25 protein-coding genes are annotated in these 25,788 nt (G+C 68.7%); 13 read left to right on the top strand and 12 right to left on the bottom strand.

The features are described from left to right. Positions 1-24: 24 nt before the first annotated feature. The 6 genes from O7624_RS16800 to O7624_RS16775 all read right to left on the bottom strand — a co-directional run bounded on the left by O7624_RS16800 (position 25) and on the right by O7624_RS16775 (position 6,566). Positions 25-804 (bottom strand): SDR family oxidoreductase, encoded by a 780-nt coding sequence (locus O7624_RS16800; RefSeq protein ID WP_282236464.1) that lies wholly within the window; start codon positions 802-804, stop codon positions 25-27. A gap of 114 nt (positions 805-918) precedes the next feature. Further along, positions 919-2,706, bottom strand: a complete 1,788-nt coding sequence (locus tag O7624_RS16795) for a glycoside hydrolase family 15 protein (RefSeq protein ID WP_282236463.1) — start codon at positions 2,704-2,706, stop codon at positions 919-921. Positions 2,707-3,145: 439 nt separating this feature from the next. Further along, complete coding sequence (locus O7624_RS16790) at positions 3,146-3,697, bottom strand: hypothetical protein (protein ID WP_282236462.1); 552 nt, start codon at positions 3,695-3,697, stop codon at positions 3,146-3,148. A gap of 121 nt (positions 3,698-3,818) precedes the next feature. After that, the gene (locus O7624_RS16785; protein ID WP_282236461.1) at positions 3,819-4,715 is read right to left on the bottom strand and encodes a hypothetical protein; all 897 of its coding nucleotides are present in this window, start codon (positions 4,713-4,715) and stop codon (positions 3,819-3,821) included. A 199-nt stretch (positions 4,716-4,914) separates the two neighbouring features. Further along, positions 4,915-5,625: an alpha/beta hydrolase gene (locus tag O7624_RS16780; protein ID WP_093411383.1), complete on the bottom strand. Its 711-nt coding sequence runs from the start codon at positions 5,623-5,625 to the stop codon at positions 4,915-4,917. A 14-nt stretch (positions 5,626-5,639) separates the two neighbouring features. After that, entirely contained in the window at positions 5,640-6,566 is a 927-nt protein-coding gene (locus tag O7624_RS16775; protein WP_282236460.1) for a fused MFS/spermidine synthase, read from the bottom strand. A gap of 451 nt (positions 6,567-7,017) precedes the next feature. Between O7624_RS16775 and O7624_RS16770 the strand changes: the two genes are divergently transcribed. From O7624_RS16770 to O7624_RS16735, 8 genes are all read left to right on the top strand, one after another. Continuing rightward, positions 7,018-7,959: a cytochrome P450 gene (locus O7624_RS16770; protein WP_282236459.1), complete on the top strand. Its 942-nt coding sequence runs from the start codon at positions 7,018-7,020 to the stop codon at positions 7,957-7,959. Beyond that, the gene (locus tag O7624_RS16765) at positions 7,956-8,177 is read left to right on the top strand and encodes a ferredoxin (protein ID WP_282236458.1); all 222 of its coding nucleotides are present in this window, start codon (positions 7,956-7,958) and stop codon (positions 8,175-8,177) included. Before O7624_RS16770 ends, O7624_RS16765 begins: the two co-directional genes overlap by 4 nt. A 72-nt stretch (positions 8,178-8,249) precedes the next feature. Then, positions 8,250-8,810, top strand: a complete 561-nt coding sequence (locus O7624_RS16760) for a TetR/AcrR family transcriptional regulator (protein ID WP_282236457.1) — start codon at positions 8,250-8,252, stop codon at positions 8,808-8,810. A gap of 134 nt (positions 8,811-8,944) precedes the next feature. Further along, positions 8,945-9,979, top strand: coding sequence for an NAD-dependent epimerase/dehydratase family protein (locus O7624_RS16755; protein ID WP_282236456.1), 1,035 nt, complete (start codon positions 8,945-8,947; stop codon positions 9,977-9,979). Between the two features lie 26 nt (positions 9,980-10,005). Next, positions 10,006-10,551 (top strand): peroxiredoxin-like family protein, encoded by a 546-nt coding sequence (locus tag O7624_RS16750; protein WP_282236455.1) that lies wholly within the window; start codon positions 10,006-10,008, stop codon positions 10,549-10,551. Positions 10,552-11,010: 459 nt separating this feature from the next. Further along, entirely contained in the window at positions 11,011-13,467 is a 2,457-nt protein-coding gene (locus O7624_RS16745) for a non-reducing end alpha-L-arabinofuranosidase family hydrolase (RefSeq protein ID WP_282236454.1), read from the top strand. A gap of 106 nt (positions 13,468-13,573) precedes the next feature. Further along, positions 13,574-14,995, top strand: a complete 1,422-nt coding sequence (locus O7624_RS16740) for a ricin-type beta-trefoil lectin domain protein (RefSeq protein ID WP_282236453.1) — start codon at positions 13,574-13,576, stop codon at positions 14,993-14,995. A 236-nt stretch (positions 14,996-15,231) separates the two neighbouring features. After that, positions 15,232-16,635 (top strand): PHB depolymerase family esterase, encoded by a 1,404-nt coding sequence (locus O7624_RS16735; RefSeq protein ID WP_282236452.1) that lies wholly within the window; start codon positions 15,232-15,234, stop codon positions 16,633-16,635. An 86-nt stretch (positions 16,636-16,721) separates the two neighbouring features. Here O7624_RS16735 and O7624_RS16730 read toward each other — a convergent pair whose 3' ends face one another. From O7624_RS16730 to O7624_RS16705, 6 genes are all read right to left on the bottom strand, one after another. Next, positions 16,722-17,618 carry a cytochrome c biogenesis CcdA family protein gene (locus O7624_RS16730; protein WP_282236451.1) on the bottom strand — a complete coding sequence of 299 codons (897 nt, stop codon included), beginning with the start codon at positions 17,616-17,618 and terminating at the stop codon, positions 16,722-16,724. 1 nt (position 17,619) lies between these two features. Beyond that, positions 17,620-18,153 (bottom strand): redoxin domain-containing protein, encoded by a 534-nt coding sequence (locus O7624_RS16725; RefSeq protein ID WP_282236450.1) that lies wholly within the window; start codon positions 18,151-18,153, stop codon positions 17,620-17,622. Between the two features lie 517 nt (positions 18,154-18,670). Beyond that, positions 18,671-18,976, bottom strand: coding sequence for a 30S ribosomal protein S14 (gene rpsN / locus O7624_RS16720; RefSeq protein ID WP_282236449.1), 306 nt, complete (start codon positions 18,974-18,976; stop codon positions 18,671-18,673). Then, positions 18,976-19,143 carry a 50S ribosomal protein L33 gene (gene rpmG / locus O7624_RS16715; RefSeq protein ID WP_093410686.1) on the bottom strand — a complete coding sequence of 56 codons (168 nt, stop codon included), beginning with the start codon at positions 19,141-19,143 and terminating at the stop codon, positions 18,976-18,978. Before rpmG ends, rpsN begins: the two co-directional genes overlap by 1 nt. Further along, positions 19,143-19,379 (bottom strand): 50S ribosomal protein L28, encoded by a 237-nt coding sequence (gene rpmB, locus O7624_RS16710; RefSeq protein ID WP_093410688.1) that lies wholly within the window; start codon positions 19,377-19,379, stop codon positions 19,143-19,145. Before rpmB ends, rpmG begins: the two co-directional genes overlap by 1 nt. A gap of 44 nt (positions 19,380-19,423) precedes the next feature. Next, positions 19,424-19,945 (bottom strand): winged helix-turn-helix domain-containing protein, encoded by a 522-nt coding sequence (locus O7624_RS16705; RefSeq protein WP_282236448.1) that lies wholly within the window; start codon positions 19,943-19,945, stop codon positions 19,424-19,426. Between the two features lie 45 nt (positions 19,946-19,990). Here O7624_RS16705 and O7624_RS16700 point away from each other — a divergent pair, with 45 nt between their 5' ends. From O7624_RS16700 to O7624_RS16680, 5 genes are all read left to right on the top strand, one after another. Beyond that, on the top strand, positions 19,991-21,280 hold the full coding sequence (locus O7624_RS16700) for a GTP-binding protein (protein ID WP_282236447.1): 1,290 nt from the start codon (positions 19,991-19,993) through the stop codon (positions 21,278-21,280). Then, positions 21,277-21,537 (top strand): type B 50S ribosomal protein L31, encoded by a 261-nt coding sequence (locus tag O7624_RS16695; RefSeq protein ID WP_093410695.1) that lies wholly within the window; start codon positions 21,277-21,279, stop codon positions 21,535-21,537. Before O7624_RS16700 ends, O7624_RS16695 begins: the two co-directional genes overlap by 4 nt. A gap of 241 nt (positions 21,538-21,778) precedes the next feature. Beyond that, entirely contained in the window at positions 21,779-23,131 is a 1,353-nt protein-coding gene (locus O7624_RS16690; protein WP_282240659.1) for a cytochrome P450, read from the top strand. Then, complete coding sequence (locus O7624_RS16685) at positions 23,131-24,030, top strand: terpene synthase family protein (protein ID WP_282236446.1); 900 nt, start codon at positions 23,131-23,133, stop codon at positions 24,028-24,030. The genes O7624_RS16690 and O7624_RS16685 overlap by 1 nt, the downstream gene beginning before the upstream one ends. Further along, entirely contained in the window at positions 24,027-25,622 is a 1,596-nt protein-coding gene (locus tag O7624_RS16680; RefSeq protein WP_282236445.1) for a prenyltransferase/squalene oxidase repeat-containing protein, read from the top strand. Before O7624_RS16685 ends, O7624_RS16680 begins: the two co-directional genes overlap by 4 nt. The last annotated feature ends 166 nt before the right edge of the window (positions 25,623-25,788 follow it).

Genomic DNA, 25,788 nt, shown 5'->3' with positions numbered 1-25,788 from the left:
GCCGTGGTGAACCGGCCGTGACGGCTACGCGCCCTGCCCCTGGTTCTGCATCAGGCCGCCGTCCATGAAGTACGTCGAGCCGGTCACGTAGTCGGCGTCGTCGCTGGCCAGGAAGACGGCGAGCTTGGCGATCTCCTCCGGCTGCGCGGCCCGCTTCCACGGGATCGACTGCACCTGTTCCTCCAGGAACTTCGGGTCGTCGATGGCTTGCTGGTTGAACGGGGTGAGCACCATGCCCGGCCCGATGTTGTTGACGTTCATGTGCATCGGAGCGACCTCCAGGGCGATGCTCTTGGCCAGTTCGAGCATGCCGCCCTTGCTGGCGTCATAGTCGGAGCCGCCGGCCCGGGCCACCTCCTGGTGTACCGAGGTGATGTTGATTATCTTGCCGTGTCCGCCCTGGTCGCGGCGGTGCCGGATGAAGCGCCGACAGCAGAAGAACATCCCGTACAGGTTGGTCCGGATCGCCCGGTCCCAGGTCTCGGTGTCCAGGTCGGCAACCGGGATACCGGAGGCGTCCACGCCCGCATCGTTCATCAGGATGTCCAGCCGGTCGAACTCCGCAAGGGCCTCGTCGAACATCGCCTCGACCTGATGCTCGACGCTGATGTCACCCTGGACCACGACGGCCCGCCGACCAGCCTTCTCGATCTCGGCCCTCGTGTGGTTCGCGCCCGCGTGATCGTGCAGGTAGTGCACCACGACGTCGGCACCCTCGCGGCCAAACTCGATCGCGGTGGCCTGTCCGATTCCCGAGTCCGAGCCGGTGATCAAAGCGGTCCTGCCCGCCAGCCGTCCGGTCATCAGAACTCCCTCCCTCGCTGCCGGTCGCGGCTTACCCGCCTGCCCCGGTCCTAACCGAGCGGGATGGCAGCCGGCGCACGGTGTTCCGTGCCGCCGTCCGACCGCGGTGCGTCCCTACCGTGCGATCCCGGTCTCCACCTGGTCGATGACCCAGGCGGCGTTGATCAAGCCGATGTGGGACAACGCCTGGGGGAAGTTCCCGATCTGGCTACCGTCGCTGCGGTCGATCTCCTCCGACAGCAGGCCGAGATCGTTTGCCCGGGCGGTAACGCTGTCGAAGATCTGCCGGGCCGCGTCGATCCGCCCGGCCAGCGCCAACGCCTCGACCAACCAGTACGAGCAGACGACGAAGGCACCCTCATCTCCCGCTCCCGTCCAGCGCTGCACAAGACCGTCCCGGGTCAGGTCGCGTTCGATGGCCCGCACCGTGGCGAGGACCCGCTCGTCGTCGCCGGGCAGGAACCCGAGGATCGGCATGCCGAGCACGCTGGCATCGAGATGGTCGGACCCGAACGCGCCGGTGAAGGCCCCGCTCGCCGCGTGCCAACCCTCATCGAGGATCGCCGCGCGTACCTCCTCCCTGGCCTTCGACCACCGGGGGATTGCCGCCTCGGCGTTGAGATCCCGCGCCAGTTTGACGGCCCGGTCCAGGGCCACCCAGCACGCCAGCTTCGAGGTCAGGTAGTGCCGCTCGCCCTCGCGCCCTTCCCAGATGCCGGCATCCGGCTGCCGCCACGTGTCGGCGGCCCGGTCGGCCAGTGACCGAAGCAGGTCCACGGCAGCGGGCGACAGGTCCGCGATCTGGTCCCGCAGGACCCACGCGCATTCCAGCACCTCACCGAGAACGTCGAGCTGCTTCTGCTGCCAGGCGTCGTTGCCGATCCGCACCGGCCGGCTGCCGCGGTGGCCCGCCAGGTGTTCCAGGGTGTGCTCGGTCAGATCACGCTCGCCGGCAGCGCCGAACATGATCGGTACGTGGTCGTCCCCGCTGACCGACCCCATCGACGCGGCCATCCAGTCGAAGAACCTGCGCGCCTCGTCGGGGCAGGCGGCGACCCACAGCGCCTTGAGCGTGAAGCTGCCGTCGCGTAGCCAGGCGAACCGGTAGTCCCAGTTCGCCGTGCCGCCGACCTCCTCCGGCAGCGAGGTGGTGGCCGCGGCGACCACGGCACCGGTCGGCTGGTAGGTCAACGCCTGCAACACCAGGGCGCTACGCCGGACCTGCTCGCGGTAGGGGCCCTGGTAGCCCTGGTGGATGCGATCCCACGACTGCCAGGCCTCGATGGTGTCGCGTAGGGCGGCACGCCCGTCCAGTGGCACGATCTGCTCGTCGGCGGCGCGGCGGTGGTGCAGCGCGAGCAGCGCGCTGTCCCCCTCGGCCAGCGTGAATCGTCCGGTCACCACTGGACCGTCGATGTCCAGCTCACGATCGCCGGTCAGGACCAGGCGGTCGGCTCCCCCGGATATCTCGATCCCCGCCGGCACCTCGGCGATCGAGGGACTTGTCAGCCCGTACTCCGGCCGGGCCGCGACCTCGATCACGACCTCCACCGTGCCGGAGATCGTCTCAAGTTGCCGCAGCAGGACGTGCGGGGACGTGAAGCCGATCCCGTGACCGCGTTCACCGAAGCCGAGACCGAGGGCGTCCGTCAGACGCAGGACACCGTCCTGGGTGTGGAACTCCGTACGGAGCACCATCGTCCCGTCCAGGTACTGCCGGACGGTCGTGTACGGTCCGGCCGGCCGGATCGACCAGTGACCACCGGTAGCGCCGAGCAGACGCGCGAAGACGCTAGGCGCATCGAATCTGGGCGGACACCACCAGTCCACCGACCCGTCCGAGGAGACCAAAGCGCTGCCCTGACAGTCGCCGAGCAGCGCGTAGTCGCTGATCACAGCCACACCCCGCGCGTACCCGCGGTGATACCCGATATGCCATCGACGGCGCTACTCCGGGCGCTCGCCCGCGCTTTCCGTGCGCCCCCGAGCCGCGGGCGAGCCTACTGCGAACGGGTGGCGGAGCCGCCGCATCGCTTCTTCGCTGCCATCGACACGAGCGCCCGAAACGTCGGACTCGTCGAGGGTGGGTACGGCGAGAAACAGCGCCGAACCGGGCTTGCCCTTCGATGCCATGCAGATCCTTCTTTGGAGAGCGGAGCGCAGGTGCTGCGCGAGATGAACCGCCGGGGACGTCGTGACCTCCGACGTTCGTTACCAGCCTGACAGGCGGCCTCCCGGTCGCGGACGACTGTCCGCCAACACCGACAGTACCCGCCTCCGGCGTCCGCGATACCCCCTGGCCGGTTCCGAACCGGACCCCGCGTATCTGCTGTTGGCTTGGTCAGCGGCGGTCGAGGGCCGACTGTAGGCGTTGGATGAGCGTCTTGCGGCCCTTGCCTGCGCGTTCCTCGCGTAGCGCCGCCCTGAGCTGACCGGTGTCGAGGTCGCGAACGTGCCGGGTCGCCTCGGCGACCGGCAGGTCGGTGAGCGACACGGACGACGCGGCGCTTCGACGCGCGCGCTTGGCCGGGCCGGTGTTGGCGACGTACTGCTTGCCGGACTTCGACGCCTTCCGCTTCTTCACGTCGGTCTCGCGTCGCTGCTCCGCGGAGAGCTGGTTCCAAGCCTGGTCAGGCAGGTAACGGTCGGTTTCGCCGTCGTGTCGCGCTCGCGTGCCGCCCTGCCTGGTCCGCCACTTCTGGTCCCCCCATTGCTGCAGGGACTTCTGCCGCTCGTCCTTCGGGCCCTGATAGCCGCCGCCGCGCTTCTGGTACTCCTTGGTGAGCAGCTGCGACTTGCGCGCCGACCACTGTCCCGGACGGCCGCCCCGGTCGGACGCCTTGATCTCTTCCTTGAGCTGTTCGCGCAGCTCGGGCTTCGTGTACCGCGCCATGTGCGCCGGGTACCCGCGACCGCGCCCCGTACGCACCCGAGCCAGGATCATCGGCACCAGGCTCCGGACGAGCCCGTCCGAGCGCAGCCGCGCATCGGACGGGCTCGCGGAGGATCACCGCCTACTGACCGTAGGCCTTCTCGGTCCAGCCGAGCGAACCGATCGGACCGCCCTGGATGTCCGTGCCGTCTCCGTCGGTCTTGTTGGCGTCGAAGTGCACGGAGACCGACCCGTTGGCCTTGATCCCGAGCAGCGGCCGACCGTTGGGGTGCTCCGCACAGTAGCCCGTGCTGAGACTGGTGAAGGGTGCCCAACCAACCGACCGCAGCACCTTCGAGGTGATCGTCTTCGGGGTGGCCCGGTTGATACGCCACTCCTTCAGTTGTCCGTTGGTCTTGGTGCCGATCAGGACATCCACCGCAGCGTTGCCCGTGCCCCCGCTGCGCTCGTAGACCAGGGTGTTTACGGTGTTCCAGCCGGTGCTGGCGAGCTTCACCGGCGCCGAAAGCGTGAACTCACCATCCACGTAGGTCTCGGTGTAGCGGTAGAGCGACGTGCCCGCCACCCGGTACAGGTACGGGGACGCCGTCGCGAGGATGCGGGTGTCGGCGAACCCGCTCTTGAGGCGGGTGGCACTCTTCGCCGTGACTCGCCACTCGCCGTCGACCAGCTCACCCTGGCGTCGCACCAGGTACAGCCAGCCGTCGGTCGGGTGCACGGCGTACTCGGTGCTGCGGAAGATGGTGTCGTCACCAGAGCCGCCGAGCTGCTGATGCGCCGACGGCACCCAGCCGAGCACGTCGTCGGTGTAGGCCGTGATGCTGGTCTCGCCGCCCGAGTAGCCGTAGCTGAGACGCTGCCCGTCGGATCGGTACGCCGCGGTGAAGGCACTGCAGTCCGCCGGGACGTCACTGAGCGCCGCGTGCGCCGGCCGGGCTGACCCGACGACTCCGGCCACGGCGAGACCGGTCGCGAGAACGGTCAACGCCGTCGCGGCAGCCGCGATGGTTTTGGGCATGAGGGACAGATCCTCCAGATGGTGCGCCGCAGGCGGGCACTCGGATAGGAAATCCGGACCGCCGAACCTTACGGCGGCGCCCGCACAATCCCCGCACATCTGGCGCATACGGCATCGCGCAACGGCCCGTTGCTACGGTGACCTCCGTGCCGGACGTAACCGGAGCGAAGCTGCCCGAGTCCACCGGTTCATGGCTCACTCACGACCCGCGGACCGCTTCGATTATCGTCTCGGCGATCTCGCTCGGCTGGGACACCGCCATCGCGTGCGAGCCGCCGACGATCTCCCGCTGGCCCCGTGGTTCGGCCCGCTCGGCCATGAATCGGTGCGCGGCGACCGGGATGTTCCGGTCGGCGTCCCCGAAGATGAACCAGCTGGGCAGCGATCGCCAGGCGGGGGCTCCGGAGAGCCCGTCGCCCAGGGCCTGTTCGGTGATCGGCCGCTGGGTCCGGGCCATGAGCGCGGCAAGGTCGGGCGGCACATCGGCGGCGAACTGCGCGTGGTAGGCGTCCTGGCCGATCGCCACCTCGTTGCCGCCGGTCGACACCGGGTACTGCACCAGCGTGCCGGCGAGCGTGCTGCCCGGGAACTTGCCGGACAGCGACAAGGCCGACTCACCGGTTTCCGGCGCGAATGCGTTGACGTACACGAGGGCGCGCACCGATGCCTCGTCAGCGGCAGCCTGCGTGATCACCATCCCGCCGTACGAGTGGCCGACCAGAATGACCGGCCCGCCGATCCCCCGTATCACGTCTCGCACGTACGCGGCGTCGCCCGCGACGCCCCGCAGCGGATTGGCGGCTGCCACCACGTCGTAGCCAGCGCCGAGCCGCTCGATCACGCCGTTCCAACTCGCCGACTCGGCGAACGCGCCGTGCACGAGGACGACAGTGGGCTGAGAATCGGGCATGACGCTGCGCTCCCTCACTCCGTGACGATGTTCACCGCCGGCCTCGACGGTGCGCCTGAATACCCGCCAGACAGGGGTGAAACCGGCCGGCAGGGCTCAGCAGGGCGACCGGGCGTCAGCACAGGGCTGGTGCGATGTCGACGGCGGTACCGGAATCGCGGATCAAGGCGCGGTATCGGAATACGGCCGGGCGCCGGCGATGAACGTGTCGAGGGCCGGCCGTGCAGCACGCCGCCGGGCAGCTGATCGCGCAGCGCCCGTACCACCAGGCGGGCAACGGGCAGTCGGCGCGGGCGTGCCGCCGCGGCGAGCACCACGTTGCCGTACCGCCGGCCGCGCAACATCCGCCGGTCGGCGACCACGCAGACGTCGGCGAAGACCGACCGCAGGGTGGCCGCCTGCACCCGGGTGAAGGACAGCGGCGGCAGGTCGGTGACATTGAGCAGGTAGATGCCGTCCGGCCGCAGCACCCGGGCCACCTGGGCGGAGAAGGCCACGGTGGCCACGTGCGGCGGCATCCGGGCCGCCCGGTAGATGTCGGCGAGCACCAGGTCGTACGCCCCGGCGGGCGCGGCGGCAACCGCCTCCTGAGCATCTGCGACGTGGAGCTCGACGCCGACCGGACGCGGCGGCAGGGCGCGTGCCACCAACTCGACCACAGCGGGATCCCGCTCCACCACCAGTTGCGCCGAGCCGGGCCGAGTCGCGGCGACAAAGCGCGGCAGCGTCAGCGCACCGCCGCCGAGATGCAGCACGTCCAGTGGATCACCGGCCGGCGCGGCGAGGTCGATCACGGCGGCCATCCGGCGGACGTACTCGAAGTGCAGGTACGTGGGATCGACGACATCCACGTACGACTGCTCGACGCCGCCGGCCAGCAGCGTGCGCCCGGTCGGCCGGGCCGGATCGACGGCCAGTTCAAGGCGCTCGTCGGCCTCCATGCACACGCAGGCTAGTGGGCACTCGGCAGGCCGGCGAGGCTGGGTGGGCGGCGCCGGTCGACTGACCTTCCGAGGCCGCGCACTGGTACGGATCCACATACTCCACTACCATCAGCCATCGAAACGTCACGATGAGTCGATCATCCGGCTGGTTTACGGGTGATTCGGTCTGCTTTGGGGGTTGACCAATGCCAGACGTCACCGGGGTCACCGCGCGGCCGTACCCGTTCAGCCCGCCCGACCGACTCAACCTCGACCCCCTCTACGCCGAGTTGCGGCGGGTCGAACCGCTCACCCGGGTGCGCCTGCCGTTCGGCGAGGCGGCCTGGCTCGCCACCCGGTACGCCGACGTGCGGATGGTCCTCGGTGACGCAGATTCAGTCGGGCGTCCAGCGTCGGTCGGGACGAGCCGCGACTCACCCCGAGGCAGATCGAGGGCGGCATCCTGTCCATGGACCCGCCGGAGCACACCCGGCTACGGCGACTGGTCGCCAAGGCTTTCACCGCGCGTCGGGTCGAGCAGCTCCGGCCCCGGACCCGGCAGATCGCCGACGAACTGGTCGACGCCATGGTGACGGCCGGGCCACCGGCAGATCTGGTCGAGCACTTCGCCACTCCGCTGCCGATCCAGGTGATCTGCGAGCTGCTCGGGGTGCCGTTCGCCGACCGGCACCTGTTCCACGTCTGGTCGGAGGCGATCGTCTCGACCACCTCGCTGTCGCCCGAACAGATTCACGAATACCTCGACAACCTGTACGGCTACATCGGCGAACTCGTCCAGCAACGGCGCCGGGAGCCCACCGACGACCTGATCTGCGCGATGGTGCGGGCGCGCGACGAGCACCAGGACCGGTTCACCGAGCAGGAGGTCGTGCAGCTTGCCGCTGGGCTGCTCGCCGCCGGCCACGAGACCACCGTCACCCAACTGCCCAACTTTGCGTACGTCCTACTCACCCACCCGGAGCAGCTGGCTTGGCTGCGGACCGAGCCGGCCCGGTTACCGACCGCGATCGAGGAGCTGATGCGGTACGTCCCGCTCGGGGTGGCGTCCGCGTTCGCCCGGTACGCCACCGAGGACGTCGAGGTCGGCGGGGTGCTGGTACGGGCCGGGGAGCCGGTGATCGGCTCCCTCTCGTCGGCGAACCGGGACGAGACCGTGTTCGCCGACCCCGATCGACTCGATCTCGGCCGCGCGACCAACCCGCACATCGGATTCGGGCACGGTGTCCACCACTGCCTGGGCGCCCAGCTCGCCCGGATGGAGCTACAGGTCGGGATCGGCACCCTGGTGGCTCGGTTGCCCGAGTTGCGGATCGCCGTGCCCGAGTCGGAGTTGACCTGGAAAAGCGGGATGATCGTCCGAGGTCTGGCGCGGATGCCGGTGACCTGGTGAGCACCGGCTGGCGGATCGAGGTCGACACCGATCGCTGCATCGGTTCGGGCAGCTGCGTGGGCATGGCACCGGCCCACTTCCGGATGGAGTCGGGACTGGCCGCCCCGGTATCGGCCACCGTCGAGCCGAACGAGGCGGTGATCGACGCTGCGGAGTCATGCCCGGTCGAGGCGATCGCCGTACGCGACGACGACGGCACGGTGATCGCACCGTCCTGACCCGACAGACGCTTGACCCTCTCTCCCTCCGCTCAGTAAGTTAGCTAACTAACTGAGAGAAGGGAGAGGTTGGTGAATCGCCAACCCGACAAACGCAGCCGGCTGATCGACGCCGCCGTCCGGATCGTGCATGAGCAGGGATTCGCCCGCACCACGCTGGCGGACATCGCCGGCGCGGCCGAGGTGCCGCTGGGCAACGTCTACTACTACTTCAAGACCAAGGACGCCATCGGCGAAGCTCTCGTCGCCCAACACGCTGGGCACTACGCCACGCTGCGTAAGCAGTGGACCCAGAGCGGTGATGCGCGGTCACGACTGGTGGCGTTCGTGCAGATGACGGTCGACAACCGCGCGGCGCTGGCCCGCAGCGGCTGCCCGGTCGGCACCCTCTGCGCCGAGCTGAACAAGGTCGGCGGCCCCCTCGCCGAACAGACCGGCGCCATCTTCGGCGAGTTGCTCGGCTGGCTGGAGGAGCAGTTCCGCGTGCTCGGTCGGGACGCCGACGCGGCCGACCTGGCCCTGCACCTGCTGTCCGCATTGCAGGGCGTGTCGCTGATCGCCCACAGCCTCGGCGACCCCGACTACGTCAACCGGGAGACCTCCAGGCTTACCGCCTGGATCGAAAACCTGTGATCCCCTCGGCTACCGCAAGGAGCAACCGTGACTGTTTCCCAGCCCGACCCGACCGGTGTCCTGGCGCCGGTCAGGATGGACATCGCCCTGCCGATCCGGCCGATGTCGGCCGGCAGCCCGACCGAGGCGACGGCATGAGCCAACAACCGCGTACCACGCGAGTCCTGGTCACCGGCGCCACCGGATTCCTCGGCCGCAACATCCTCGCCGCGCTGGCCGCGCGGCCCGATGTCACCCTCATCGCCGCCTGCCGCACGCCCGATCGGCTTCCCGCGGCCTTCTCCGGCGAGACCCGGGTCGGCGACCTGCGCGACCCCGAGTACCGCAGAGCGGTCGTCGACAACGTGGACGTCGTCTGCCACGCCGGCACCTGGGGTGCCTTCTGGGGCCACGCCGAGCTGGAGCGCCGCCAGTTCTTCGAGCCCAATCGGGACCTCATCGACCAGGCGATCGACCGGGGCGTCCGCCGCTTCGTCCAGACCAGCACGATCGCGATGGCCGCGCGCCCCGCCGACGGCGGCCCGATCGACGACTTCGCCCCGACCCGCCGCACCGGCTTCTGGCCCCACCTCGACCGGCTCATCGACCTCGACGACTACATGCGCCGCCGCAGCGATCGTGGCACGCAGATGGTCACCATGCGCCTCGGGCACTTCGTCGGCGCCGGCAACGCCCTCGGTATGGTGCCGGCTCTCGTACCCCGGCTTCGCACCCGCCTCGTGCCCTGGCTCGCCGGGGGACGGGCTCGGCTCGCACTCGTCGGCGGCAACGACCTGGGGGAGGCGTTCGCGCTGGCTGCGACCGCCGACGGGCTCGACGACTATGAATCGTTCAACATCTGCGGCCCGACCTCGCCCACCGCCCGCGAAGTCATCCAGTTCATCGCCGACGAGACCGGCTCCCCGCGCCCCTGGTTCAGCGTCCCGTACGCCGCCGGCTACGCCTTCGCCTGGCTGATGGAGAAGTTGCACCCCGTCCTGCCCGGCTCCGAACCCTTCCTGACCCGCTCTCTCGTGCACGTCTCCGAGGACTGGGACTGCCCCTCCGACCACGCCGCTCGCACACTCGGCTACACCCCGCGCGAGGACTGGCGGAACGCCGTCCGCGCATCCCTCAGCGAAGCCGGGGCCCCCGGTTACCCCTGGCCCCGCCTCGCTCAACCCGCGTAAGCGACGAAGGAGACGACACCGTCGCCATGGGAAAAATCCACAACGGACAGCTCCTGGCCCGACTCGACCTCACCACCATAACCGGGGAACCGGTCCAGATTCCCGGCCCGGATCACCTGGTCCACCTGCAATTCCGCCGCTTCGCCGGCTGCCCCATCTGCAACCTGCACCTGCGATCCATCACCCGACGACATGACGAGATCGTCGCCGCTGGCGTCCGCGAGGTCGTCGTCTTCCACTCCACCGTCGCCGCCATGCAGCCGTACCAGGGCGACCTGCCGTTCGCCACCGTCGCCGATCCCGACCGTCGCCTTTACGTCCGTTTCGGCGTCGACACCTCCCCGTGGGCGGTGCTGCACCCACGAACCTGGATCGCAGCCCTGCGTGGGGTAGCCACCGGCAAGACCGCACCCCCTGGGCGCGGGGAAAGTGCTCTCGGCCTGCCCGCCGACTTCCTCATCGGCACCGATGGCCACGTCCTCGCCCACAAGTACGGCCACCATGCCGATGATCAATGGAGCGTCGACGACCTGCTCGACCTCGCCCACCGCCGGTCGTACCCCACGTCCTAGGACCGAGTGGCGGCCGTCAGCCCTTCGAAGCGTCGTGGCTGGCGGCACCGCCTCGCTACCGATCAACGGCCGAAAAACTACCGGTCGACCACCGAAACTACCGGTTGAAAACCATGGATTTATCTGCCAGCCTGAGAGCCATCGATCGATGTGATCGCTAACATGCCGCCCAGCCCCTTGGAGGCACCGCACTAGCACACCAGGCCCCCACCACCTGCCAGGTCACCACATCCACCACCTCAGGCCCAACGTCCGCCATCACCCCGGCGGCCGACCTGGCCAACTCATCGCACCCACCCCCTACTGGTCAGGTGACCAGAGCCGACTCGCCTCCGGGCGGTAGTCGGGCGTGAGTCCCGGCTCCGGCCGGCGGTCTCAGCATCGTGGTTGCCCGCCGTCCGAGCGGAGCCTGCCACCACACAGCGACCGAGTTTCGTATCCCATCACTGGAGGATCAGCATGATCTCCCGGACCCGTCCCTCCGGGCGTCGACTTCGAACGCTCTCTGTCTCCGGAAGTGCCGCGATAGTTGCGGCCCTCGTCGTATCGTTGCTGCCCAGTCTCGCCCACGCCGCCGAGACCACCCTGGCTGCGGCTGCGGGCCAGTCCGGCCGGTACTTCGGTGCCGCGGTAGCGGCGAACAAGCTCAGCGACGGCGCGTACACGACGATCCTGAACCGCGAGTTCAACAGCGTCACGCCCGAGAACGAAATGAAGATCGACGCGACCGAGCCGCAGCAGAACAACTTCACGTTCGGCAACGCGGACCGGATCGTCAACCACGCCCTCTCCCGGGGCTGGAAGGTCCGGGGTCACACCCTGGCCTGGCACTCGCAGCAGCCTGGCTGGATGCAGCAGATGGAAGGCTCGGCGCTGCGGTCGGCCATGCTCAACCATGTCACCCGGGTCGCGTCCTACTACCGGGGCAAGATCGACTCTTGGGACGTGGTCAACGAGGCGTTCGAGGACGGCAACAGCGGCGCACGCCGTAACTCGAACCTGCAGCGCACCGGCAACGACTGGATCGAGGCCGCGTTCCGGGCCGCCCGGGCCGCCGACCCGGACGCCAAGCTTTGCTACAACGACTACAACACCGACAACTGGACCTGGGCCAAGACCCAGGCCGTGTACCGGATGGTGCAGGACTTCAAGCAGCGTGGCGTGCCGATCGACTGCGTCGGGTTCCAGTCGCACTTCAACGCGCAGTCGGCGTACAACAGCAACTACCGCACCACGCTGTCCAGCTTCGCCGCCCTCGGGGTGGACGTGCAGATCACCGAGCTGGACATCGAAGGCTCCGGCACCCAGCAGGCCAACACCTACCGCAACGTGGTCAACGACTGCCTCGCGGTGCCCCGCTGCAACGGCATCACGGTCTGGGGCATCCGGGACAGCGACTCGTGGCGCTCGTACGGCACCCCGCTGCTGTTCGACAACAACGGCAACAAGAAGCAGGCGTACACGGCCACCCTGGACGCGTTGAACAGCGCCGACCCCGGTCCCACTCCCACTCCCACCACGCCGGGTCCCACCCCCACCCCCACCCCCACGACGCCGCCGCCCTCCGACTCCGCCAGCGAGATCGTCGGCAGCCAGTCGGGCCGCTGCATCGACGTACCCAACGCCTCCCGCGACAACGGCACCCGCGTCCAGCTCTACGACTGCAACAAGCAGACCAACCAGTCCTGGACCTACACCTCGAACAAGCAGCTACGCGTCTACGGCGACATGTGCCTGGACGCTGGCGGCTCCGGCAACGGCACCGCGATCCAGATCTACAGCTGCCACAGCGGGACCAACCAGCAGTGGAACGTCAACTCCAACGGCACCATCAGTGGCGTCCAGTCCGGGCGCTGCCTGGACGTGTGGAGCACCTCCAACGGCGCGCAGGTTCAGCTGTACGACTGCCACGGACAGAGCAACCAGCAGTTCCGGCTCGTCTCCCTCGGCGGTCCCACCACGCCGCCGCCGACCACCACGCCGCCGACCTCGCCACCGCCGACCAGTACCTGCAACCTGCCGTCGTCGTACCGCTGGTCGTCGACGGGTGCGCTGGCGCAGCCGCGGTCGGGTTGGGTGTCGTTGAAGGACTTCACCCACGCGCCGTACAACGGTCAGCACCTGGTCTACGGCACCACGCACGACACCGGCACCACCTGGGGCTCGATGAACTTCGGTCTGTTCTCCAACTGGAACCAGATGGGCTCGGCAAGCCAGAACCAGATGCCCTTCGCGGCCGTCGCGCCGTCGCTGTTCTACTTCGCTCCCCGCAACGTCTGGGTGCTGGCGTACCAGTGGGGCGGGCCGGCGTTCTCGTACCGGACCTCGACCGACCCCACCAACGTGAACAGCTGGTCGGCGCACCAGACGCTGTTCACCGGAAGCATCTCCAACTCCAACACCGGCCCGATCGACCAGGCGCTCATCGGTGACGACCAGAACATGTACCTGTTCTTCGCCGGCGACAACGGCCGCATCTACCGGGCCAGCATGCCGATCGGGAACTTCCCCGGCAGCTTCGGATCGAACTACACCACGATCATGACCGACACCACGAACAACCTGTTCGAAGGCGTGCAGGTCTACAAGCTCCAGGGCCAGCAGCGGTACCTGATGATCGTCGAGGCGATCGGCTCCCAGGGCCGCTACTTCCGGTCGTTCACCGCCACCAGTCTGGGCGGCAACTGGACCCCGCAGGCCACCAGCGAGAGCAACCCGTTCGCCGGTAAGGCCAACAGCGGCGCCACCTGGACCAACGACATCAGCCACGGCGAGCTCATCCGCACCAACGCCGACCAGACCATGACCATCGACCCCTGCAACCTGCAACTGCTCTACCAGGGCCGTTCACCCAACTCCGGCGGCGACTACGGCCTCCTGCCGTACCGGCCGGGAGTACTGACCCTGCAGCGCTGACGGCGTGCAGGTCCGGCTTGGGCACAGCCGGCGCGGGCGGGCTCGGCGTACGTCGAGCCCGCCCATCCCGCAGGACACCCCACCCCACCACCAGGAGGTATCGACAGTGCGAGGACACGCACCCCACCCCCCGCCCCCAGGGGAAGCCCATGCCGGCCGAGTGTCCCCCGGCATTCGGCGACGACTGTTCAAGCTCGCCACGGCTGGGATCGCAGCCGCCGTCGGGATGTTCACCGTGACGGTGGCCACCAGCTCGGCGTCGGCCGCCGACAATCCGTACCAGCGGGGCCCGGACCCCACCCGGGCGAGCGTCGCGGCCGTCAACGGCCCCTTCGCCAACACGTCGGTCAGTGTCCCGACCGGGTACGGCTTCAACGGCGGCAGGATCTACTACCCGACCGACACCAGCCAGGGCACCTTCGGTGCCATCGCCATCTCGCCGGGCTACACCGCGTTGTTCTCCGCGGAACTGGCCTGGATGGGCCCGTGGCTGGCGTCGCACGGGTTCGTCGTGATCGGCATCGAGACCAACAGCCGTAACGACTTCGACACGGCCCGAGGTACCCAGTTGCTCGCCGCGCTCGACTACCTGACGCAGCAGAGCCCGGTACGCGACCGGGTCGACCCGAACCGGTTGGCCGTCTCCGGTCACTCGATGGGCGGCGGCGGGGCGCTGAGCGCAGCCATCCGGCGCTCGTCGTTGAAGGCAGCGGTCGGTATCACGCCGTACTCGCCGTCGCAGAACCTGGCGAACGACCGGGTACCCACTATGGTCATCTCCGGGCAGGCGGACACGGTGGTCACCCCGTCCTACGCCCTCGGCCTGTACAACAGCCTCCCGGCCTCGACCGAGAGCGTCTACCTCGAGGTCGCCGGCGGGGACCACGGGTTCATGGTCGGGCGGTCGAACCCGGTGTTGATCCGGACCATGCTGCCGTTCCTGAAGATGTTCGTCGACAACGACTCTCGGTACAGCCAGTTCCTCTGCCCGCTGCTGGACAGCAGCGGCGTGGTCACCTACCGCAGCACCTGCCCGTTGCTGCCGACGAACCCGACCACGCCGCCGCCGACCGGCACGCCGACTCCGACCCCGACTCCGACCCCCACGCCGACGCCGACCACCACCCCGCCGCCGTCCGGCTCCGCCAACGAGATCATCGGCACCCAGTCCGGCCGCTGCATCGACGTACCCAACGCCTCCCGCAACAACGGCACCCGCGTCCAGCTCTACGACTGCAACAAGCAGACCAACCAGTCCTGGACCTACAACACCACAAACAAACAACTACGCGTCTACGGCGACATGTGCCTCGACGCCGCAGGCTCCGGCAACGGCACCGCCATCCAGATCTACACCTGCCACAACGGCACCAACCAACAATGGAACATCAACTCCAACGGCACCATCACCGGCGTCCAATCCGGACGCTGCCTCGACGTCTGGAGCAGCAACAACGGAGCACAGATCCAGCTCTACGACTGCCACGGACAAACCAACCAACAATTCCGACTCGCACCCCTCGCATAACCACCACCACCCAACCAACCAACAACCCGTTCGAGGCCGGAAAGCTTTACCGGCTCTAGAGCTACCCCCGGCTCCTGCGAATCGGCACTAATCGGGCGGGTCCGGCATCATGCCGGGCCCGCCCGAACCACACCGACACCCCTCCATCGACCTCCCGGCCCGACATTAGGCGCTTCATTGACGGTCGTCAGGAAAGTGCTTAACGTTAGGTATCCACCACCATCGATGGAGGTACCATGAGGAAAACCAGGGCGGCGCTGGCCGGCCTAGCCAGCTTCCTGCTCCTCAGCTTGGGTTTTGTGGCGCTGTCGTCGCCGGCTTCCGCCGCGTCGCTGGTCGAGGTGACCAACTTCGGCAACAACCCGGGCGGCATGCGAATGCACATCTACGTGCCCGACAACCGACCCGCCAACCCGGCGATCGTGGTCGCCATGCACGGCTGCGGCGGGTCGGGTCCGGGCTTCTACTCGGGCAGCGAATTCGCCTCGCTGTCGAACCAGTACGGGTTCATCGTCATCTACCCGAGCGCCATGCAGGAGGCCGGGTTCGGCAGGTGCTTCGACACCTGGTCGGACGCGTCCAAGCGGCGTGGCGGCGGTAGCGACCCGGTCTCCATCGAGTCGATGGTGAACTACGCCCGGACACAGCACGGCGGGGACATCAACCGGGTCTACGCCACCGGCAGTTCGTCCGGCGGCATGATGACCCAGCACATGCTCGCGGTCTACCCCGACCTGTTCAAGGCGGGTGCGTCCTTCATGGGTGTGCCCTTCAACTGCTTCGCCAACGCGGCCGCCTACCCTCCCGGTGGTCCATGCACCAACGGCTCGATGAACCGGACCCCGCAGCAGTGGGGCGACATGGTCCGAGCGGCGTACCCGGGCTACACCGGCCCTCGCCCGCCGATCCAGCTGTGGCACGGCACCAATGACACCCTGGTGCCGTACTCGCTGCTTCAGGAGTCGATCGAGCAGTGGACCAATGTGCACGGCCTGAGCCAGACGCCGACGTCCACGGACACCCCGCAGGCCAACTGGAACCGCCGCCGCTTCGGCACTCAGGTCGAGGCGTACGCCATCCAGGGTGCCGGGCACAGTCTGCCCTCCAGCGGCATGGCGCGGGTCGCCATCCAGTTCTTCGGCTTGGACGGTTCAACCCCACCCACCACCACTCCGCCGCCGACCGGCACGCCGACTCCGACCCCGACTCCGACCCCCACGCCGACGCCGACCACCACCCCGCCGCCGTCCGGCTCCGCCAACGAGATCATCGGCACCCAGTCCGGCCGCTGCATCGACGTACCCAACGCCTCCCGCAACAACGGCACCCGCGTCCAGCTCTACGACTGCAACAAGCAGACCAACCAGTCCTGGACCTACAACACCACAAACAAACAACTACGCGTCTACGGCGACATGTGCCTCGACGCCGCAGGCTCCGGCAACGGCACCGCCATCCAGATCTACACCTGCCACAACGGCACCAACCAACAATGGAACATCAACTCCAACGGCACCATCACCGGCGTCCAATCCGGACGCTGCCTCGACGTCTGGAGCAGCAACAACGGAGCACAGATCCAGCTCTACGACTGCCACGGACAAACCAACCAACAATTCCGACTCGCACCCCTCGCATAACCACCACCACCCAACCAACCAACTGATCGGGCGGGCCCGGCAGCACGCCGAGCCCGCCCGGCCACGTCAGAGCGAGAGCGGACTGCTCAGTCCGGTCGCTCCGCCGTGCTCGTCCCCGCGGGCTGCCGGGTCGGGTGGTTCTGCCGTCGTCGTTGGCGCCACCAGCCGATCGCCGCGCCGGCCAGGAGGGCGGCCAGGATCACCGTGAGAGTCGTGGCCCCGGTGCGGTCGAGTTGAGTGGCCAACCAGCGTTGCGCCGCGCCGGCAGCGGCGATGATCGGGTCGTCGGTCGTGACATCGCGCAGAATCCGGATCTCGAACCAGCCGTACCAGGCCACGTAGGCACCGGCGACCACGAGCAGCGCGCCACCGAGGCGGGACAGCAGTGGTGCGGCGCGACGGATCCGGCGGAGCAGGCCGTCGCGGGCGAGGGCCACGGCGAGAGCGGCCACCGCGACGGTCAGGCCCATGCCGGCCGCGTACGCACAGAACAGCCCGACCCCGGCGACGATCGAGCCGGCGCGGAAGCTGCTCACGACGATGGCCAGGAACGGGCCGATCGTGCATGACAGCGATGCCGCCGCGTATACGGCGCCGAACACCACCATGGACGGCAGTGACCGGCGCACCGTCGGGGCGCGCCAGACCGCCAGCCGCAGTCCCGGCAGTTGCCGGCCGGCCAGCAGCCAACCACCCGATGCGAGCAGCAGCAGACCCAGAATGACGGTCACCCAGGGAAGGTGCCTCTGCACCGAGCCGGCTACGGGAGAGAGGACGAGACCGAACAGGCCGAAGACGGCGACGAAACCGACGGTCATCGCGGCGGTGGCGGCCAGGGCCCGGGCGACGGCTGCCCCACGGTCGGTCTCCGCTTCGCCCGCGACCAGCAGCGACAGGTACGCCGGCAGCAGCGCGAACCCGCACGGATTGACCGCGGCGAGCATCCCGGCGGCGACCGCCAAGCCCAGCGGTGCGTCCAGCATCTCAACCCACCAGCAGCGGATCGAGCAGTTCGGGCAGCTTGTCGACATCGACACGGCCGCGGGACACGACCGCTCCTTGGCTGTCGAGCACCACGAAGGTGCTCTGCTCGGTCATCTTGAACCGCTTCCAGACCAGGCCCTGTTCGTCGGCCAGTTGCGGAAAGCCGGAGATCTTGGCCATCCGCACGAAGTCGTGCATCGCCGGGACCTTGTCCAGACCAGCCACCCCGACCACGGCAACTCTGCCCTGGTACCTGGTCGCGAGATCGGTGACCGGTTTGGCCTGCCCCAGGCAGGTGGGGCACCACGGGGCCCAGAACCACAGCAGCGCCGGCTTGCCGGCCAGGCTGCGGCCGTCGAAGTTGCCGCCGTCGAGCGTCGGGACGGTGAAGTCGTAGCTGTCGGTTCCCACGTCTGTGGACCCGTCGGACGAGCTTCGCGACGAGGCCGCCTGATCACCGCTGTCGTTCGCGCAGCCGGCCAGCGTCAGCACGCCGACCATCATCAAGGCGAGGAGTGCTTGCCGTGCCTTCATCGGTACTCCTTCGTCGCAAGGTCGGACGGCGCTGGGACCTCCGTCCGCCGGACACGGGTAGTGGCGGCGGTGCACCATGCCGCTTGGGACGACGGGTGCCGGTGGGGTCGCCCGGGGTTCGGCGTAGCTGAGCCAGTATCGCGCGGCGGGCAACACGACGAATGGATGACGGTTGCCGCCCAGCACCCCACGGCCGGCCTGCGCCCGGACGACATCGTCATCCAGATGGCCGATGAGCGCACCGACACGCTGGAGGCGTTCATCGGCGCGTTGCGGTCCGCCGAACCCGGCCAACCCGTGTCAGTGACCTACCTACCTGCGCGCCGGCGACACCCGGCAGAGCAATGTCGTACCGACCGCCGCCACCCGCTGACGTCACAGTGCCCGTCGGTCACCGCAAGCGCGGGTTCGCGGGCATTCCCAGAGTGTGATGGCGTGTCTGCGCGCGACCGACTCCTTCGCACGGGTCTCGGACCACGGCCGCGCTACGACCCGAGGCGCCCCGGCGTCCGTGAGATCACCACGACGCTTTACGGATTCCGGGTAGCTCGCCGCGCAGGGCCATCTCGCGGAACCGGACGCGGGAGAGCCCGAAGCGGGTCAGCACGCCGCGTGGGCGGCCGTCGATCTGGTCCCGCGAGCGCAGTCGCACCGGGCTGGAGTCGCGCGGCAGCCGGCCGAGCCGGCGGACCGCCTCGGCGCGTACGTCCGGGTCGGTGTCCGGGTGGGCGACCGCCCGCTTGAGCTCCGCCCGCGCCTCGGCGTGCCGAGCGACGAGATCCGCGCGCCGGGCCTGCCGGTTGACCAGGCTCTTCTTGGCCATCAGCGTGCCTCGCGGAACTCGACGTGCCGGCGCACGATCGGGTCGTACTTGCGCAGGGTCAGACGGTCGGGGTCGTTGCGGCGGTTCTTGCGGGTGACGTACGTGTAGCCGGTACCGGCGGTGCTGCGCAGCCGCACGATCGGCCGGACATCTGTCTGGCGGGCCATCAGAGCTTCACTCCCCGGCTACGCAGCTCGGCGACGACCTTCTCGATGCCCTTACGGTCCACGGTCTTCAACGCCTTCGCCGTCAGGGTGAGGCTGACCCACCGCCGCTGCGACGGCAGCCAGTAACGGTGGTTCTGCAGGTTCGGGTTCCAACGGCGGCGAGTGCGCCGATGGGAGTGGGACACGGCGTTGCCGAAACTCGGCTCCGCGCCGGTGACGTCGCAACGTCTGGACACAGTGATCGCTCCTAGGTCAGGTGCCACGATAACGACAACGGTTTTCAGTATCGCATCAGCCGATCGGCCGGTTCCGCGCCGGGGTCGGTGACGATCTCGACGGCACAGTCGGAGCCGAGGCGGTAGCCGACTCCGCGCAGTGTCGTCACCACCGGCAGATCGACTCCGATCTTGGCGCGCAGCCGCCGGACGTGGACGTCCACGCTGCGGAGGCTCGTGTAGGGCTGACCCCAGACCTTGTCCAGCAGTTGCATCCGGGTGAACACCTGGCGCGGATGCTCGACCAGACACCACAGCAGGTCGTACTCCCGTCGGGTCAACACGACCTCGGCACCACCGCGGTACACCGCTCGCGCATGCGGATGGATCCGCAGATCCGGGTCCGTGTCACGCGACGGCGACACCCGCCCTGGGTCACCACCGAGCAAGGCGAGCAGGGCGGCGAGGCGGTCTGCGTCCTGCTCGCGCGCGCCCGGGGCGAGCGTCAGGTGGACCGTGACGGTGAGGACCTCGTCGACCTGGCACCCCTCCGCCGACACCGCCCTGTTCACTTCCGGAGCTAGCATGTGTATAGAATGACAATCGTTTTCAGTTAAGTCGAGAGGAATCCCATGTCGTCGTCACCACAGGCCCCGACCCGTGCGGTGACATCGGACGCCGACACCCGTCCGTCGCTGACCGTGTTGTCCGGGTTCTGGCCAGCGGCGACCTTCGCCGTCGCCCGTACGCTGCTCGCCGCCGACACCTCGCTGCTGCTGGTACGGCACGACCTCACCGGCATCCGCGACGGCGTCGTTCGGCGGGTGGTCCGCACCGGTGCCGGCATCATCGAGGACGAGCAGGTCACCCTGCGACACGGCTGTGTCTCGTGCACACTCCGCGAGGACGTGCTACCAACCCTCGTCCGGCTCAGCCGCAGCCACCCCGGCCGGGACCAGGTGCTGATGCTGCCCGAGGTGGTCGAACCCGAAGCCGTCGCCGCCGCCTGCGCCCACTGCCTCGTCGACGGCGCACCCATCACCGACCTGCTGCGCGTCGACTCCTACGTCACCGTCCTCGACGCCGAGCACCTGCTCGACGGCCTGGCCAGCACCGACGACCTCGCCACGCTCGGCATCCAGGCCGCCGACGACGACCACCGCGCGCTCGCCGACGTCGTCGTCCGGCAGATCGAGTACGCCGACACCCTCGTCCTCTGGGGACAGTCCCGCGAGGGGGCGTTCGACACCAGCCGGCTGGCGGTTCTCCTGCAACGGATGGCGCCCTGGGCGACCCACATCCGCGTCGACGGCGACCTCGTCGACGCCGACACGCTCACCCGACAACTGCGCCACACCCACCGACACCGGCCGGAGACTCCCGGGGTCCTCGCCCGTGGTCTGCAGGGCTACACCCTCGGCGCGCACGAGCCGGAATCCGACTGCGGAGTCGTCTCCGCCGTCTTCCGGGCCCGTCGCCCATTCCACCCCCAGCGCCTGCACGACGTCCTCGAAGACGTCAACGCCGAGATGATCCGCTCTCGGGGCCACCTCTGGCTGGCCAGCCAACCCGACACGGTCATCGCCTGGGATTTCGCCGGCGGCGGCCTGGCCATGGGCTCCCTCGGGCACTGGCTGGTCAGCCTGCCCGAGGACCGCTGGGAACACGTCGAGGTCCAGCGCCGCCTCGCCGCCACCCTCGACTGGGACCCCTACTACGGCGACCGCCACCAGCACCTGGTCTTCATCGGCCTCGACACCGACCCCGCCGAGCTGCACCGCACCCTCTCCGGCTGCCTGCTCACCGACGCCGAACTCGCCGACGGCGAACAGACCTGGCGCACCTACCCCGACCCGTTCACCGGCTGCTTCCCCCTCGCCACGGCGGAACTGACCGACACCGAAGGAGCACGACCCGCATGAAGCCCGGCATCCACCCCGAATACCGGCCCGTCGTCTACCGCGACAAGGACGCCGACTTCGCCTTCCTCACCCGCTCCACCGCCACCAGCGACCAGACCATCGAATGGACCGACGGCAACACCTACCCCGTCATCGACGTCCAGATCTCCTCCGCCAGCCACCCCTTCTGGACCGGGAGGCAGCGCCTGCTCGACACCGCCGGCCGCGTCGAGAAGTTCCGCAACAAGTACGCCCGCCACAGCCCCAAGGGCAGATGAGCACGGTTGCTACCGGTGGGAGCGGCAGGACCCGAGTCGCGGCAGCGACCTGCAGGCCGGCGGTGGTGGCGCAAGGCCGAGTGACAAAGCTGGTCACCCATTGCGAGACTGCCTTCACAAATTGCACACTGAGGCTGCATTAAGTCCTGGAAGTTGCGCGCTCGGCAACTTCGAGGCCAGCCACAGGAAGGGGTCCGCGATGGGGGCACCGAAGGCAGGAGCCGCCGGCAGACCCATGTCTGTGCCGGCCTGGAAGGCGCTGCCCAGCTTCCTCCGTGACGCACATCAGTCCCTGGTGGACGCCGGTGAGGCCGCCGGCGGTGAGGTCGTACGTCTCGGGCTCGGCGTCTCCAGTCCGTACCTCGTGACCCATCCCGACCATGTACGGCAGGTGTTGCAGGACCGGGCTGCCAACTACCCCCGAGGCGATGACACCGCACTCTGGCGCTCGGTCCGCAAACTGGTCGGCGACGGCATCCTCGCCGAGGGCGACACCTGGCTGGCATCACGTAGGACACTGGCCCCACTTTTCCGGCGTGGCCGCATCGACGCGCTTGTCGACACGATGGCGGAGGCCATCGACGAGACGACCGATCGGCTGGACACGGCGGCGGCAGCGGGCAGCGTCGTCGACATCGGCGCAGAGTTGTCCCGCCTCGTCTGCGCCGCCATCATGCGGGTCTTCTTCGACTCCCGGGTCTCGGTCGACGACGCGCTGCGCATCATGGCGGCGCAGGAGGACATCGTCACCTCCATGGCACCACGTCTGCTGGCTCCCTTCGCACCGTGGTGGATCCCGATGCCGGGCGACCGTCGCTTCCGCCGCTCCGTGCAGACCATCGACGGAATCCTGCTGCCGGTCCTCCGCGCCGCGGTGCGCCAACCCGGCGACGGCGACGACGTGTTGTCGACGCTGGCACGTGCCCAACGTGACGGCCAGCCGTTGTCCGAACGGCAGATGCGCGACGACCTGGTGTCGATGGTGGCGGTCACCACGGAGACGAGCTACGTCGTGTTGACATGGCTCTGGCCGGTCCTCGCCAACCACGCCGACGTCGCCGACCGGCTCTACGCAGAGGTCGATCAGGTTGTCGGTGCCGGGCCGGTGCGGGCGGAGCACCTGCCTCAGCTCACCTACACCCAGATGGTGCTCAGCGAACTCCTTCGGTTGTACCCGGCGGGTTGGATCGTCCCCCGGCGCGCATTGGCTGCCGACGTGCTGGGCGGAGTGCGGATTGAGCAGGGCGCGACCGTCATCCTCTCCCCGTACGCCACCCAGCGGATGAAGACCTACTGGGGTTCCACCGCCGAATCCTTCGATCCGGAGCGCTTCGCACCCGGCCGCGCCGACGCGGACGCGCCTCACCGCCATGCCTACTACCCGTTCGGGCTCGGCATGCACAGATGCCTCGGGGAACACCTGTTCAACGTGGAGGCCCTGTTGATCGTGGCGACCTTGATCAGTAGGTTCCGCTTCACACTGACTGATCCCACAGTGCCCGCACCACGGGTCGCCGCCTCACTGCGCCCCCGACGGCGAGTCGAGCTGACCCTGTCGCGTCGCGAGCACTCCGTCGCCAGCAGGAGCCACTGATGCCCTCGGACACCCTGGCCGCCACGCTTGAGCAGAGCGCCGAACAGGGACGGATCTGTTCCGTGGCCGTGCGAGGGCAACGCGACCTGCAGGACCGGGTCGCCACGTATCCCGCTCTCTTTCCCGATCCTCCCGTCGATGCCGCCATGCTGAGCGCTCTGGCACTGTCCACCGCTTTCATCGCCCCGTGGTGCACCGCCGCCGAACTGCGTACCGCGAACCGCGCATCGCTGTGGGTGACGGCAGAGGACTGGCGGATCGACTCGGAGATCGGCTCCCTGGAAGAAGCCACTGCCACCGCCACCGCCTGTACCGCCGTAGCGGCGGGTTCCGCGCCAGCCGACGGCGACCAACTCACGCAGTTCCTGGCGGACATCCGCGAGGATCTGGCAGCTACACCGCTGTTCTCACGCCTGGGTCACCTGTGGCAGGGCGAGTTGCGTCGCATGCTCGACGCCGAGCTACGGGAGTGGCGGTGGAGAACAGACCGAAACAACAAGATGGCCGAGCTGCCGTCTGCCGGTGACTACCTGGCCAACGCCGCCGGCTACGGCGCCACCTGGGTCAACATCTCCCATTGGATCGCCACGAGCGCGGTGGACACCGAGGAGCACTTGACCGCGCTGGTCACCGCCAGCTACGAGGTGGAGAAGGTTCTCCGGCTGGTCAACGACCTGGCCAGCTACAACCGGGACGTCAAGGCCGGCGATCTGAACATCCTGATGTTGGGCGTCGGCGAACACGAGGTGCGCCAGCAGGCGATCGACCTGGCCGACCGGTGCCACAAACTGCTCGACCCGCTGGCCGGGGTCAGCCCGCGGCAGGTGACCTACCTGCGGCGTGTGCTCGGCTTCACGGCCGGCTTCTACCACGGGACCGACTTCTGGGCATCCCGGTGACAACCGTCAGCGGGCGGAGACCGACCAGCAAGACCGCCGCCGTACGCGGGCAGGTCCGCGACCTCGTCGCGGAGATGATGCGCGATCCAGCTGGCCGCACATCCCCCTCACCGTACGAGACCGCCCGGCTGGTGAGCCTCGCCCCGTGGCTGATCGGACACGGCGACCGGGTGCGCTATCTGCTCGACACCCAGCGGGCCGACGGCGGCTGGGGGCCCCCGGGGGGTTACAGTCTCGTCCCCACCCTGAGCGCGACAGAGGCACTACTGACGGTCCTGCACGCCGATCCACCGGCGGACCGGGCGCGTCTGGTTCACGCCGTCGACCGGGCTCTGGTCGCCCTGACCGGGCTCGTGAACGACGGTGGTCCGTTACCCGACACCCCGGCCCTCGACATGATCGTCCCCGCACTCGCTGATCGCATCAACGACCACATTCACCGCCCGGCCATGCCGCCGCCAGCCGCTCTGGAACGGTGGCAGCGCTCCACCCCGCTCGGCCTACCACGTGGCGTGACCCGACAGCGACTCACCGCCGTACGTCACCTGGTGGCCACCGGCGCACCTATCCCCGACAAGCTGCTGCACGCGTTGGAGGTCGTGGCCGACCTCGCCCCCGCCGCGGGCGGCGTCGTACCAAACGCCTCGGGCACGGTGGGTGCCTCGCCGGCGGCCACCGCCGCGTGGCTCGGCAGGCCCGACCGTCCCGGCGGCCACGGGGCGTTGGCATACCTGGAAGGCGCCGTCGATCGCTACGGCGGTCCCGTGCCGTGCGCAGCCCCGATCACCGTCTTCGAACGAGCCTGGGTGACCACCATCCTGGCTCGCGCCGGCATCGACCTGACCGGATCCCAGGGGCTGGTGGGCAGCTTGACCGCCGACCTGGGGGCGACCGGAACGCCGACGGGTCCTGGGCTGCCGACCGACGCTGACACCACCGCCGTGACTCTGGCCGCTCTCGGCCGCCTCGGCGTCTCGGCGTCAACCGACTGTCTGTGGCCTTACGAGACACCCGAGGGTTTCGCCACGTGGCCAGGTGAGGACGGTTTCAGCACCACGACCAACGCCCACGTGCTCGACGCTTTGGGCCAGCGACTGGCGGAGCAGCCGGGCGCGCAGCCGCGCCATCGCGCTGCTGTGCGACGGCTGGTGGCGGCCCTGCTGGATCGTCAGGAACTCCAGGGGAGTTGGGCCGACAGGTGGCACGCCTCGCACTACTACGCGACTTCCTGCTGCGTGCAGGCGTTGGCAGAGTTCGGGGAGCCGACGACAGTGGCGAAACCGCTGGATCGCGCGGTCGAGTGGACACTTGCCGCCCAACGCACCGACGGCGGCTGGGGCACCTGGAGTGCTACCGCAGAGGAAACGGCTTACGCGTTGCACATCTTGCTGGCCAGCGGCACCCGGACACCCAAGGTAATTGACGCGGTTGGTCGCGGGCACGCCTACCTGTGTCAACACGAGGGCACAACGGGACCGGCGCTGTGGCATGACAAGGATCTGTACCAACCCACCTTGATCGTCCGCGCCACAGTTCTGGCAGCCCAGCACAGTGCCGGGAGGCTGCTGACCTACCTGTCCGAATGCGCGTAGATGTTCGGCGGTCACGACTGACAGCATTCGCCTCAGGACACACGAGTCCTTTGTGGACGTCACACTTAGTGACGGTCTTGAGTCAATAGTCAGATAACTGCTAGCGTGCGTCGGTCTGCCTACACCGGCGGCTTGGTCGGCATGCCTCTGCCGACAAGTTCCTCTG

This window comes from Verrucosispora sp. WMMD1129, assembly GCF_029581255.1.
Taxonomy (GTDB): domain Bacteria; phylum Actinomycetota; class Actinomycetes; order Mycobacteriales; family Micromonosporaceae; genus Micromonospora; species Micromonospora sediminimaris.
This window is presented reverse-complemented; position numbering and strand designations above follow the sequence as displayed.